At 68.0% G+C, this 12,520-nt stretch carries 12 protein-coding genes and 1 pseudogene; 3 read left to right on the forward strand and 10 right to left on the reverse strand.

The window, feature by feature from the left end; translation table 11 throughout:
- Positions 1-6: 6 nt before the first annotated feature.
- From AB0H86_RS07905 to AB0H86_RS07915, 3 genes are read right to left on the reverse strand one after another with little or no spacing between them, the layout of a single operon-like run.
- Positions 7-918, reverse strand: a complete 912-nt coding sequence (locus AB0H86_RS07905) for an ABC transporter ATP-binding protein (RefSeq protein ID WP_362434327.1) — start codon at positions 916-918, stop codon at positions 7-9.
- Positions 915-1,268, reverse strand: a complete 354-nt coding sequence (locus AB0H86_RS07910; protein ID WP_362434330.1) for a transcriptional regulator — start codon at positions 1,266-1,268, stop codon at positions 915-917. Before AB0H86_RS07910 ends, AB0H86_RS07905 begins: the two co-directional genes overlap by 4 nt.
- On the reverse strand, positions 1,265-1,786 hold the full coding sequence (locus AB0H86_RS07915; RefSeq protein ID WP_362434333.1) for a hypothetical protein: 522 nt from the start codon (positions 1,784-1,786) through the stop codon (positions 1,265-1,267). The genes AB0H86_RS07910 and AB0H86_RS07915 overlap by 4 nt, the downstream gene beginning before the upstream one ends.
- 158 nt (positions 1,787-1,944) lie before the next feature.
- On the opposite strand from AB0H86_RS07915, the pseudogene AB0H86_RS07920 reads away from it, so the two are divergent.
- A pseudogene (locus AB0H86_RS07920) lies at positions 1,945-2,091 on the forward strand (GPP34 family phosphoprotein); the annotation flags it as partial.
- Positions 2,092-2,399: 308 nt separating this feature from the next.
- On the opposite strand, the gene AB0H86_RS07925 reads toward AB0H86_RS07920, so the two are convergent.
- The gene (locus tag AB0H86_RS07925; RefSeq protein ID WP_362434335.1) at positions 2,400-3,392 is read right to left on the reverse strand and encodes a hypothetical protein; all 993 of its coding nucleotides are present in this window, start codon (positions 3,390-3,392) and stop codon (positions 2,400-2,402) included.
- 94 nt (positions 3,393-3,486) lie between these two features.
- On the reverse strand, positions 3,487-3,978 hold the full coding sequence (locus AB0H86_RS07930) for a peptidase inhibitor family I36 protein (protein WP_362434338.1): 492 nt from the start codon (positions 3,976-3,978) through the stop codon (positions 3,487-3,489).
- 203 nt (positions 3,979-4,181) lie between these two features.
- Between AB0H86_RS07930 and AB0H86_RS07935 the strand changes: the two genes are divergently transcribed.
- A complete protein-coding gene (locus AB0H86_RS07935) occupies positions 4,182-5,219 on the forward strand; it encodes a winged helix-turn-helix transcriptional regulator (RefSeq protein WP_362434341.1) in 1,038 nt (345 codons plus the stop codon).
- Positions 5,220-5,983: 764 nt separating this feature from the next.
- On the opposite strand, the gene AB0H86_RS07940 is transcribed toward AB0H86_RS07935, so the two are convergent.
- The gene (locus AB0H86_RS07940) at positions 5,984-6,616 is read right to left on the reverse strand and encodes a DUF2461 family protein (RefSeq protein WP_362434344.1); all 633 of its coding nucleotides are present in this window, start codon (positions 6,614-6,616) and stop codon (positions 5,984-5,986) included.
- A 476-nt stretch (positions 6,617-7,092) separates the two neighbouring features.
- Here AB0H86_RS07940 and AB0H86_RS07945 point away from each other — a divergent pair, with 476 nt between their 5' ends.
- Positions 7,093-8,775, forward strand: coding sequence for a PE-PGRS family protein (locus AB0H86_RS07945; RefSeq protein WP_362434346.1), 1,683 nt, complete (start codon positions 7,093-7,095; stop codon positions 8,773-8,775).
- A gap of 204 nt (positions 8,776-8,979) precedes the next feature.
- Here AB0H86_RS07945 and AB0H86_RS07950 read toward each other — a convergent pair whose 3' ends face one another.
- From AB0H86_RS07950 to AB0H86_RS07965, 4 genes are all read right to left on the reverse strand, one after another.
- Positions 8,980-9,828: an alpha/beta hydrolase-fold protein gene (locus tag AB0H86_RS07950; RefSeq protein WP_362434349.1), complete on the reverse strand. Its 849-nt coding sequence runs from the start codon at positions 9,826-9,828 to the stop codon at positions 8,980-8,982.
- 481 nt (positions 9,829-10,309) lie between these two features.
- Positions 10,310-10,684 carry a VOC family protein gene (locus tag AB0H86_RS07955; RefSeq protein WP_362434351.1) on the reverse strand — a complete coding sequence of 125 codons (375 nt, stop codon included), beginning with the start codon at positions 10,682-10,684 and terminating at the stop codon, positions 10,310-10,312.
- Positions 10,685-11,040: 356 nt separating this feature from the next.
- Positions 11,041-11,376 carry a transcriptional regulator gene (locus AB0H86_RS07960; RefSeq protein WP_362434354.1) on the reverse strand — a complete coding sequence of 112 codons (336 nt, stop codon included), beginning with the start codon at positions 11,374-11,376 and terminating at the stop codon, positions 11,041-11,043.
- Positions 11,377-11,407: 31 nt separating this feature from the next.
- Positions 11,408-12,004 carry a hypothetical protein gene (locus tag AB0H86_RS07965; protein WP_362434356.1) on the reverse strand — a complete coding sequence of 199 codons (597 nt, stop codon included), beginning with the start codon at positions 12,002-12,004 and terminating at the stop codon, positions 11,408-11,410.
- Between the last annotated feature and the right edge of the window lie 516 nt (positions 12,005-12,520).

Raw genomic sequence — 12,520 nt, forward strand, 5'->3', positions numbered from 1 at the left:
TCTTCCTCATGCGGCCTGTACCTCCTCGTCCGCTTCCCCGTCCGTGCCGTCGGCCTCTGTGTGCACCATGTGCAGGTAGGTGTCCTCCAGCGTCGGTCGGCGGACCTCCAGGCCGGCTATCGGGCCGTCCGCGTGCTGGTGGAGTTCCCAGACCAGCCGTGAGGGGTCCTCGGTGCGTTCGCGGCGAGAGGTCCCGTCGTCGGCCGTCCAGCGGACCTCGGCCCGGGCGGCGGCCCGCCCGGCCAGTTCCGCGGGCGTGCCGCAGACCCGGATCCGGCCGCCGACGAGCATGGCGATCCGGTCGGCGAGCCGCTCGGCCTCCACCAGGTCGTGGGTGGTGAGCAGGACGGTGACGCCCTCGTCGCGGGCCAGCCGTTCGATCAGGACATGGAACTCGTGCCGCGCCTGAGGGTCGAAGCCGGTGGTCGGCTCGTCCAGGAAGAGGAGTTCGGGGCGGCCGACGATGCCGAGCGCGACGTCCAGCCGCCGGCGCTGGCCGCCGGACAGTCGGTCCACCTGCCGACCGGCCTGGTCGGTGAGGCCGACCAGGGCCAGCAGTTCGGCCGGGTCGCGCGGGTCGGGGTAGTACGTGGCGAAGTGCGTCAGCAACTCGGCGACCCGCCAGCGGCGGTGGTCCCGCCAGGACTGCAGGACCAGTCCGATCCGGCCGCGCCACGCGTCGTCGCCCCGCTCCGGGTCCGTACCGAGGACGCTCACCTCACCGGCGGAACGCCGCCGGAAGCCCTCCAGGATTTCTACGGTGGTGGTCTTCCCGGCGCCGTTGGGTCCGAGCAGCGCGAAGACCTCGCCGCGGTGGATGTCCAGGTCGACGCCGTGGAGGACGTCGATGCCGCCGTACGTCATCGTCACGTCGCGCGCGTGGACGACCGGCTGGGCGGGTGTGTGCTCCGGCGTCATCGTCCTGCCTCCGAGCGGTGTCGCGGTCCTGGTGGTGTTTGGGTCGCCGCAGGGGGACCGGCGCCCTCGACGATCGCCCGGAGCGCCGCGACGTGCCCCTCGAAGGCGGTGCGGCCGCGGTCCGTCAGCCGTACCCTGGTGCGCCGCTTGCGGCCGCCGCCCTCCTTGTGGAGCTCCAGATATCCGACCTCCTCCAGGGTGTGCAGCTGCTTGGAGAGCGCGGAGTCGCTGAGCGAGAGGCTGTCGCGGACGAACGCGAAGTCCGCCCATTCGGTGGCGGCGAGCAGCGCGACCACCGACAGCCGGGTGGCGGGGTGGATCAGCTCGTCGAAGCCGGCGGGGATGCTCATCCGTCCGCCCCCGCGCCTGCTGCTCCCGTGCCCGCCGTCTGTGTACCGCGGCCCCGCGCCGACCCGGCCGCCCAGCGGCTCGTCGGCCCGACGAACAGCACGAACACCGTCGCCGAGACCGTGGCCTGGATCAGACTGGCGGACATCGGCTCCAGCGAATCGACCAGACGGCCGGACAGCAGGGTCGTCCCGCCGGTCACCACCGCCCCCGCGACGAAGGCGGCGAACATCCGCCGGGTGCACCGGGTGTGGTGCAGGCGCACCCGGCTCCGCCGGTTGTGGAGCACGGCCACCACGCTCAGCACCGCGACGTACGCGGCGATGACCAGCCCCACGCCCCACCCGGGCAGGTCCAGGCCCAGACCGGCCAGGAAGAGCCACATCAGCGCGGCTGTGGCCCAGGTGGTGCCCGAGCCGCCCGCAGCGGACCGCTCGACCTCGTCGTACACCCGCTCCTGCGGCACTCGGATGCGCTGCAGGTCTCTCCATGCCTGTTCGGCATCCACCGGTGCGCTCACGTTCCATGCCTCCCGCCCCCGCTTTACTTTCCTGGTAGGAAAGTTATCTTTTACTTTCCTGGTAGGCAAGTTGACGGTTCGTCGGTGCTGACAGGGTGGGAACGGGAAGAGGGCTCATGCAGAAGGACCTGCTCATCGTCGAAGACCTGATGTTGCTGATGTTCGACGACTCGTCAGGGACGATCGCGGGGGCCGGCACCCTGTACTACACCCTGGGCGGCGCGGTGCTGGTCGAGCTCGCCCAGGCCGGCCGCGTCAGGGTCGACGAGCAGGACAAGGGGCTGAACGGTCTACGGGTGCACGCCGTCGCCGGTGAGCCGTTGCCCGATCCCCTGCTCCGGGCCGCCGACGCGAAGGTCACCGAGCGAGTGCGGGCGTACAGACCCTCCTCATCGAGATCGGCACCGGGCTTCGCGAGACCGTGCTGGACCGGCTCGTCGAGCGGGGCCTGCCGCGCCGGGAGAACAAGAGGGTGCTTGACGTGTTCCGCACGACGGCCACGCGGGCCGGGGGCACACGGCACAAGTCGGCCCTTGTCGAGGCGGGTACTCGCGGCGCTGCCACGGCGGCCGCACTCCGGGCGGTCACGCGCTCCCGTCGGGACGCCCCGGTCTCAGTCGGGTGTCCCGGTCCGGCCGAGTGCGGTCGTCCAGATCTCGGCGGCCTGCCGCAGGCGACTCCTGTCGGCTTCTGGGAGTGAGCCCGCGTACTGCTTCCTCAGCGACAGGACGACCGAGGGGATGTGAAGCCGCTCAGCGCACGTGCCGTCGGCCACCGCCACGTCGATCTCGCGCCGCCGAAGGCTTTCCGCCGCCCCTTGCCTCTGGTACTCCGCCTTCAGCTGCTCGGCCGCCTCGTCGGGCGTCCTGTAGTGGTACCCGCGTTCGGCCATGCACTTCTTCCAGCCCCGTATCGCCGCGGTGTACTTCGCGTCTTTTGTCACGTTGTCCGTGAGCGAGCTGTTGAGGTTCTGGGGTATGTAGGTCGCCGCGGCCCAGTCGTCCAGTTCACCGAACAGCCTCTTGCGGCTCTCCGCTTCACAGCCCACCTCAGAGAAGGTGATCGCCCTTTCCTTGTCGAACCGCATCTCGCGGAGGTCATTTTCCCCTCCGCGCAAGGCACGCATGTACGCCGCCGCTTTCTGTGCGGGCAACTGGGCGACGTATTGGTCATTGGTCAGAGATTCCTCGCGGTTCCCGGTTGCCGAAGAAGTGGAGGAAGTAGAGGAAGTAGAGGAACCAGAAGATCTTTTGGCGGCGTACTCACGGTAGAGCCCGTACCCTTCAGTGCGCCGCTCGCCCAGTTTCAGCTGACGTTCCTGATAGGAGTCGGAAGACGGAACGAACTCGTCGACCTTGTAGCGGAAACCCCTGTCCGTCATGCATGCCGCGATGAGCTTCGTCTCCGCCTGGTAGAGCACCGCCTCGTCCCGGGTGTAGTCCCCGGACCGGGTGAGAAGGTCGAGTTCCGCTCGAGTGAGGCTGGATGCGGTGTTGCCCTCGCTCGCGCCGCCGCCCCCAGGAGACGTACAAGCCGCCAGCGCGAGCACCCCCGCTACGACACCGGAGGAAAGCACGCTTCTCTTGAAGGTCCGACCGTGCGCCATGCGGCTGCCCTCACTGCTCCTTCGTAGACGCGCTGCAGGTGTGTGTGACGCGCGACGGTGTCCGCCGGTCACCGGCGGACACCGTCAGGTTCGGTCAGTCGTAGGGGTTCGGGCCACCGCAGGCGGACGTGGTGGTGTTGCTGGGGGAAATCCAACTGTTGGACGAGAAGGCGTTGTTGTGCGAGGAGGCAAGCTGGGTCTCACCGGAGCCCCGGGACAGGCTGTAGAAGCCCCCGGTGTAGTTCTTGCCGGTCCACGCAACCGCGTTGCAGTTGACGCCGTTGTTGTAGATCGAGGAAGCGCAGTTGTCCCAGGTTCCGTTGGGACAGGCGCTGTTGCTGAAGGCCGACCAGTCCGAGTTTCTGCCGGACAGCTGACCCGGCCCGGCGCCCGTGTAGTTCTCACCGTTCCAGAAGCAGAGGTTCCCCGAGCCGCATCCGGTCGGCGCCGCGGCCAACTTCGCGCTGGTGGGCATCACGGCTACGGACGTACCGCCGGAACCGTTCGCCGAACTGGCCGCGGACGTACCGGCCATACCTCCCATGGCCAGCACGGCTCCTGCCGCCACGACTAATACTCGTTTCATAACCCTCCCCTTCGGCTTGGGTGATCTCGACCATGGTTTTTCACTGGCCGATTCACGCGCTTGACTTATACGCATGTGCCTCTGATCAGGCCACGGCGCGCACGGATTCCATGAGCTTTCTGTTCCACCATTGCCCAGAGGTGCCACGCTGGGCAATGATGTGGCACCTGGGTGAAAAAGCCGAGGTCATTGGGGGGAGTGAAATGCTCCGCATCCATTTCACGGATGTCGATTTGGCCCGCACACGAATTGGTGGATCACCGAATCCGCTGTGGGAGATCACCACCAGTCTGCACCGTTTCCAGACGCGAAAAGGTCGCTGGACCTATGCGGAGTGGCACAGAGCCACCCGCGGCCGTCTGGAGGAGAGAGGGCTTGGCCGCGTACTCCGCGAGATCCTGCTGCCCATGTTCCCGAGGGCGTCCTACTTTCCCGACTTCCTGACCCCGGCCGAGTCGGTGGAGGGACTTGACGCCGGTCTTGAGGCCGTCGTCGCAACCCCGCCGCACCGGGTCCTGGCGGAGGTGGCGCACCTGGACCGCGTCGTGGGAGCCCCCTCCTGGGCCCCACGACTCGCGGAGCGGGAGACGCGGGAGGAACTCGTGCGGGCGATCCGCGCCTACCACGATGCCGCCATCGCCCCCTACGGCGAACAGATACAGGCCCGCCTCGAAGCCGAGCGGGCGATGCGGTGTCGGGCTCTCCTCGACGGCGGCGTCGAGGGGATGCTGACAGATCTCGGCCCCGCCATGCGCTGGCGTCGATCCGTCCTTCATGTCGACTTCCCGTGCAGCGACCGGGACCTGTATCTGAACGGCCGCGGGCTGACGCTCGTCCCGTCGTACTTCTGCTGGCACAGTCCGACCACTCTCGCCGACCCGCGACTGCCGCCCGTCCTGGTCTACCCGGTACACCACGAGACGTCGGCTCTGCGGCTGGGCTCGCCGGGAACGCGGGGTGCCGGGCACGTCGTTGGCCCGACCGACTACCCGGCGGCCCTGACCGGGTTGCTCGGCCGCGCCCGGGCCGGCGTGCTGTGCGCCGCGGCCGTCGGAGCCACGAACGGCGAGATCGCACGGGCGGTCGGAATCTCCGTCTCGTCCGCCAGTAGATATGCCGCAGCCCTGCGGGCGGCAGGACTGATCACCAGCAACCGCTGCGGGGCGACCGTCCTCCATACGCTCACTCCCGCCGGAGCCGCCGTACTACGAGCGGGCAGCGAAGCGACGAACCAGGCGTGAACGCCACGGATGCTCCACCCCGTCCTCGGGGTCTCACTGCCAGGCAGCTGTCCGCGCCACTCCCAGTACGCGCCCGGCTCCTCGGCCAGGTCGGCGAGCCGGCGATGGCCACGGCGCCCAGGGCCGCCGCGACCAGCACGGCTCCCAGTGGCACGGCAGCGGCAGTCCGCGCAGGTCGGCCAGCCCCAGCAGCGGCGGTCCGAGCGCCGGGGGAAGGCCATAGAGGGCGGCCAGCAGGCCAGCGGTCGCCAGAGAATGGCCGTCCGCTCACGCAGCCAGGATCAGGGCGGTGCGATGCGATGCGATGCCCGGTGAACTCGGCCGGCTCTCATCTGCGGTGGTCTCGGCTCGCGGTGCATCCCCGCCAGGTTTGCTGAGGCCGCTCCGGACGGGCAGATCGCTGACCTGCGGTGTCTCACGGCCCGCTATCACCCGGGACGGCTGTGCGGTCGGCTGTGTGGGGGTGCCGTACGGCGGGAAATGCGGAGGTCGTTCTGCCGCCGGATGTTCGACCGCAGCATCACGCTGCGCGGGGGCATAGCCCCGGTCCGCGCCTGCATTCCCAAACTCCTGCCGGATGGGCTCTCCGGGGCCCTCGGTCCAGGGCCCGTCTTCGACGGTGCCGTCCCTTTGGCCGAGGTGCCGGACGGATATCGGGCGAGGGACGACCGGTCGGCGCTGAAAGTGCGCATCACCGTCAGAGTGCGGGGGCCGGCGGCGGCACGGGTGTGGTTCCTCCCGTGCCGCGTGGCGCCCTCGTGTTGTCAGGCGGCGCGCTTCACGTGGCGGACCAGCCACATCAGCAGGGCGTCCAGGTCGGCGGCGGCCGAGAGGACCCGGTCGACCGCCTCGGGGGTGTGCAACCACTGCTCGCAGCCGAGGGGACGGGCGGCGATCAGCGAACGGTGGCGCAGCAGGTTCGTACGGGAGTGGTCCGTCGGATAGCCGCGCGGGGGACGTTTCATCACGTCCCCGGAGATGTCGTAGCCCTTCTTCCGCACGTCCTCGACGATGGCGGACAGTTCGCGGCCGCTCCCCTCGGAGGCCACGGCTTTGCGGAACATGTCCACCTGGCCGGGATCGGGGTACCACCAGGCGCCCTGGATCTGCAGGCCGTCCAGGGAGAACCGGAGACCGATCTCGATCTTGCGGCCGAGCCGGATCACCGCGCCCTGGTGCTGCCACCACCAGGAGTCGGTGCGGTAGTGCCAGACGGAGAAGTCCTCGTACCGGGGGTCGGTGTCCGCGACCTCGTTGAGCAGGGCGATCATCGGCTGCCGGACCAGGCGTTCACGGTCCGCGCGGTAGCGCTCGCGGGTCGCGTGGGTCGGTTCGCCCTGGAGCTGCCACAACACGTCCATGGCCTGCTCCGGCCAGCCGGTGAACTGTCCGCGCATGCACGCAGGTTAGCTCACCCGTGATCCGCGCGCACCGAGAGTGAGACGGGCAGGGAGGCGTAACCCCAGACAAGGTGGGATGTGCTGCGGCGGGCCCGGCGCGAACTGCCGTAGGCAGGAGCAGGAGTTGTCGAGCATCACCGGACGACCGTTGTCACGCGGCCCTACTTGGCGATGAGCGGGCGCAGGGCTGCGGTGTCCATCAAGTCCTGCCCCGGAATGGCGGGCGAGTTCGAGTGGCATAGGACGGCCAATGGTTGCCCGCAGGCGCACCGGCGCTGCCCTTGCGGCTCTTGAGCCGCGGCCGGGCAGGTTGAAGCCTGGTGCGCAGAACGCACGGTAGGCGATACCGGCACACGGGTTCGGGGCCGGGCGGTGCGACCAGTCGGGAGGGGACAAGGATGTACGGACAGCGGCACGGTGACACCGAGCAGAGCCGGCCGAGGACGCCGGCGCGGACCGTACCCGCCCCGCAGGTGGCAGCGCCAACCGTCCGGGGGACGGGCCGCCCAGGCCGGGTGAGCCCCGCCGAGGTGACGGCGCTCCAGAGCGCGGCCGGCAACCAGGCGGCGACGGCGATCGTCCAGCGGGCCCGGGAAAGCCAGATGGAAGCGGACGCCCCCGCGAGGGAGAGCACGCCGCCAACCGACGAGGCTGCCCTGCAGGCCTCCCAGGCCCCCGATGCGGTGATGGTCCGGCTCAGCGCGTCGATCGAGGCTCACACGCTCCAGAAGAAACGGAAGTTCAACTTCTGGGAGCCGCACAAGAAGTGGCCGGAGGGCTGGCTGCTGGAGAATTCCCGGATGCAGTGGGTCCTGGAACGGCGGCTTGTCCTCGGGACGGCCTTCCAACAGGACGAACTCAGGGACATCGAGATCCTGTCGGCGAAGAGGCCGGGCTGGCTGAACAGTGTGGGCATCGGCACCCTGGCAGAGGGCAGGCGAATCGCTGAGGGCAAGGGCCGGACGGCCGGCGCGGGCAAGAGCGCGAGCGGCACGGACAAGGGCGGCAAGGACAAGAGCGGGAAGGACGCGCAGGCCGAGGCCGCGGAGCGCGAGCGCGCCGACTACTCGGCCTGGCTGAAGCTCAGCCCGGGACGGCGTGTCCTCGCCGCGACCCTCGCCTTCCAGACACAGGCGCCGGTCCGGGGAGCCTCCACGCCGAGTAATCCGGCCTACACCCTGGGCCGATTCATGCGCACCAACGAGCTGGGGCCCGACGATCCGGAACTGGAGACGCTGAAGGCCGAACGGGACGGGCAGATCCGGGAAACGGCCGTCGACACCCTGTTCCCGGACGGCCTGCGCGAGGAGCAGAAGCACGAGTCCGCCGGCGAACACGCGACGAAGGAGATGAAAGGGCGGGACGACTTCGCCCGGAACATCCTCACCAACGTCCTGCTCATCCTGCGGCACGGTCTCCAGGTCGCGGGGAAGGACGGCAAGTACGTCGACTACAAGGACGGCGACGTCATCCGGGCGCTCGCCCACGGCGGACGCGTCAACATCCGCATCCCCGCGCTCCGCAACGGGGAGAGCCCTCATCAGCTGCTCGACTTCCTCGGCGTCACCAAGCAAGGCACCCCGCACGAGCACGCAGTGAAGCGCGACTACGCCACGCACCGCTCCTCCATCGGCAAGAACAAGGACGGTGAGCCCGGCAGCTTCAAGGAGGAGGGCGGTGTCGGGGCGGCGGTGAAGAACAAGGTCTCGGAGTACACCCCCGGCATGACCACCCCGGAACTGCTGGCGGCCAACCTCTCGGGCGGCGGCTTCGGAACCAAGGACTGGAACGGCGATGTTGTCCTGCCGAACGGCTCCTACGGCCACATGCTCCTGGTATTCACCGCGCCGACCGGTGACAAGGACGGCGGCCTGCTGGTCGGCATCGAGACGGTGGCGCCCGGCGCCCGCAGCCCGGTCGGCTATCACCACGGCGTCAGGTCCACGGAGGCGACCGCCAACCCCGAGTCCGTCCTGCACGGCCACAAGCAGGACAAGATCGGTGCCACGAGGGCGGAACTGGGGAAGATGGGCGGGGAGGACTGGCACGGCTTCCTCCAGACGATCAAGCAAGACTGGGTGGGCAAGCTGGAGGCAGTCAAGGACACCGCCCAGAAGCGGAAGCTGTACGAGGAACTGGTCGGCCCGCGGGAGTAAAACGTTGTGGGGGCGCGCACAGATTGCCGGGCAGCTCTTATGGGCTGTGCCTGCGACGAACTTTCCCGCCGCGAAAACCGCATCAGCCGCCTGAACCGGTCGCTACCCTCCGGCCAACTAATACGCTCAGAGTGGTCAACTGGGGCGCCCAAAGCGCCCCTTGGCCGCCCTGGTGCTCAGGGGTTGATCAATGCCTGGCAGCGCTCAGACCTCATTCGACCGCCACAACCAGCGGAGGGCATCGGGGAGCAGGACGCCGCCGTGGTTGGGGCTGTGACCGCCGTCGCCCAAAACCAGGCGGAAGTCGTAGCCGGTTTCCGCGAGCGCGGCCGCCACGCGCAGGTTGTTGGCGAGCCAATTCCTCTCAGGCTCGTTCCAGTGCAGGTCGCGATGGCCCGCTTGGAGGAAGATACGCAGCGGCTTGCTGGGGACGCGGGGAATGAGTTCGGGGTAGGGGTTGCCGCCGGGCATCTGCGTGAAGCTGGACAGGAACGCGGTGACCCGGCGGAACTTGTCGGGGCGTAGCCATGCTGCGGTGAAGGCGCAGTTGCCGCCGCTGCTGCCACCGCAGATGCCCCACTGATCGGGGTCCTCGGCGATCGAGTAGTGCTTGCCGACCTCGGAGATGATCTCGCCAAGGAGGAAACTGACGTACCGATCGTCGAATGCGTCGTACTCGGTGTTGCGGTTCTTCGGATCCTCGGCGTCGGGGAAGATACCGGGGTCGACGAACACGCCGATGGTGACCGGGATGTCCCCCCGGTGCATGAGGTTGTCCAGGACGATCGCGCCGCGCACCTCACCTGCGGGGTCCAGGTACCACCATCCGTCCTGGAACACCATGAGCGAGGCTGGTTTGGAAGGGGTGTAACTCGCTGGTACGTGGACCCAAAACTTCCGGGACGTGCCGGGATAAATCGCGCTGTCGTTCCAGTCGAACTCGACCGTCTCGCCAGAGGGCACGCCGGGCTGTACAGCAGAGTCGGGGCCGTGGGCGTAGCGAACGTCTGACTGGTGAATCGGAAGCGGCTGGTAGGGCACCTCGATCGTCACGCGGACCAACCTAGGAGAGATCGGGACCTGCCTCAAATGGGTTTAGGGTCTGTTGTGAAAGTGCTGGTCACAGCGGTTCGTCGAGGCCGTTCAGAGTCGATGTGCTCGGCGAGCTTGTCGGCGTACTCAAGGAGGGCGTTGTCCAGGAGACGGGCGAGGACCGGGGGCTTCCGGCTTCCTGCTCCGAAAGGCCGGCAGGAAGGGTGCCCTGCGGCCAGCTGCGACGCTCAGGGTGGCCAACTGAAGCGCTCAGTCACACCTATGCGGCAAGGGCAGGCCTCACCTGAGGGCCGAGTGGCATGAGTCTGACTCGTGCCCGGTTCCGTCGCGTCCATTTGCCCAATTCCGCTGTCCGCTGTCCGCGGATGGCTCTAGGGACACGGCTTCCACATCATCCACTTCCAGGGGCTGCGATCTGGCGTGTCGAACTCACTAGTGCGGTCTCGGCCGCCAGTTGCTGCCCCGATGCGGGCCGCCGGCATTAGGCGCCCGGAAGGAAGAGGCAGAACGGATGGCCGTGAGGGTCACAAAGGACCCGCACGTCCTTCTGAGGCTGGTACTCCTGCAGCGTCGCGCCCAGGGCGCAAGCGCGTTCGGTCTCCGCTTCCAGGTCGTCGACTTGTAGGTCCAGGTGGGCTTGCATCTGCTGAGTACCCGGCCGCTGCGGCCACGTTGGATGCGTGTGATCGCTCTCCAACTGGAAGCTGAGGCTGGGGCGTTCCTGATCTGGGGCCTTCAGGCGGACCCACTCCGGCTCGCGGTCGACTTCCTGCCAGCCGAGCAGGGCCCGGTAGAAGTCCGCCAGCGCGGGAGGATCGGGAGTGCCGAGAACAAAAGCACCAAGCGTTGTTGTCATGCCTCCAGGCTTGCCCCTGACATGCGTCCTCACGCATCTGTGTACCTCGCCACCCCATGATCGACGTGACGCCGGGCAGTGCTCGTGGACGTTCACCAACGCTAGTGAAGTGGGACGGTTACCGGACACTCGTGGTCCGGTGCACTCGTGGTCCGGTGGTCCGGCGACCGTGTGTTGATCCGGTCCCGCTCCGGCGGTGATTTGACGGGGGCGTATCCCGAGACCGTCGCCGCAGCCGCCGGCCCTCCCGACGACACCGCGCGCGCCCGTGGGCGTGGTTGTGCGTCTTTCGTCCGTGGGCTGCCGAGTGACCGCTCGGCAGCCCACTTCATGACGTTGGTGAAGTGGGCGAGGCCCTATTCCAGGCCGGGTTCCTGGATGGATTCCTCGGAGAAGTTCCTCAAGCGCTCCAACTGATCCCAGTGATGGGCGATGCGTTCTCTCCCGACCGCCGTCAGGGTGACGCTCGTCTTGGGCTTCTTGTGTACGAAGGCCTTCTCGATCTTGACCAGGCCCGCTTCCTCCAGCTTCGACAGGTGGCTGGAGAGATTCCCCTTGGTGAGCCTTGTCGCGCGTTGGAGGAATACGAAGTCGCAGGTTTTCACGGAGGACAACACCGTCAGGATCGCCAACCGGCCCGGTTCGTGGATCAGGCGATCGAGGATCAGCTCCTCGTTCCCAGCCCTCGACATGACAGACCTGGAGACTTCAGACTCCGAGATTTCAGACCTGGGCATTGCTGTTCCCGGCGGTCTGCTCCTCGGCGGGCCCGAAGGCGCGGTTGAGGGCGCGGTGGTCGAAGATCCCCGTCGCGAAGGTGGCCGCCCCCGTCAGGATCAGGCCTAGATTGATCTTGATGTCCGCTCCCACACCGCCCCAGACGGGTACGAGGCCGGATGCCAGGAGAGCGCCGCAGATGATCGTGTGGTGCGCCCTCAGCCCTACGCCGACGGCGTAGTAGACCACCATGATCAGGGCGAACGAGGCCGCGGTGAGGCTGAGCGGCAGATCGAGGGACCAGTCCGCCTGCACCCCTCCGGCGACCACCACCGCGCTGACGGCGGTGGCGACGGCGCCCTTGGTCTGGGCCCTTGTGGACAGGGTGACCCGCCCGTAGTTCTCGTTGTAGTAGCGGGTGATGAGCAGGTATGCCGCCGCAGCCGCCAGTAGGAAGCCGATGAACACCCAGGCGTGGCGCAGTGGGCCCCATTTCAGGTTGCCGAGCCCCGCGAGGATGATCACGGCGCCTACCGGGATCGAGAGAAGGCCTCTCAGGTAGTAGTAGATCGCCGCCGTTGACTCCAGACTCCTGCGTTCCATTGCCGCCCCTCCCAAACTGGTCTGTCCTGCAAACCATACGTTCGAGGCGGCACGTTGCCAACTGGTTTGCACGGCAAACCTCAGTTCCGTCGGGAGGCCGTCGTAGCCCGCGACGCCCAGGCGGGCGGTGGCCAGGGCTGACACGACGGTTGGGCGCGGGGACGCGCGGACCAGCGGGTAGTCGTTCTCGCCCCTGCGACGGGTCCACCGGCCAGGCCAGGTGTTCGCCGTCCAGGAAGAAGCGGGCGTCGAGGCCCTCCTTTGTTGCCGCGGGCATCAAGGCGGATCCAGCGGTCCGCCGACGCGAGGTGGACCGCGGTGAGGTTGCCAATCGGCAGCGCGTCGCCGCAAGCACGCCGTGCTGACCTCGCAGGCGCGAATCTGACGAGCTCGTGCACGGTAGGCAGCGCGTCGGAGAACTGTTCTCCTTCTCCCTGCCGATGGCAGCGCGCAACTGCTCATATCCTTCTTCGCGTTGCGGTTCCGGCGGCCAAAACCCCGAAGAGGTTTCCTGTT

Source organism: Streptomyces sp. NPDC050997, assembly GCF_040660135.1.
GTDB lineage: Bacteria > Actinomycetota > Actinomycetes > Streptomycetales > Streptomycetaceae > Streptomyces.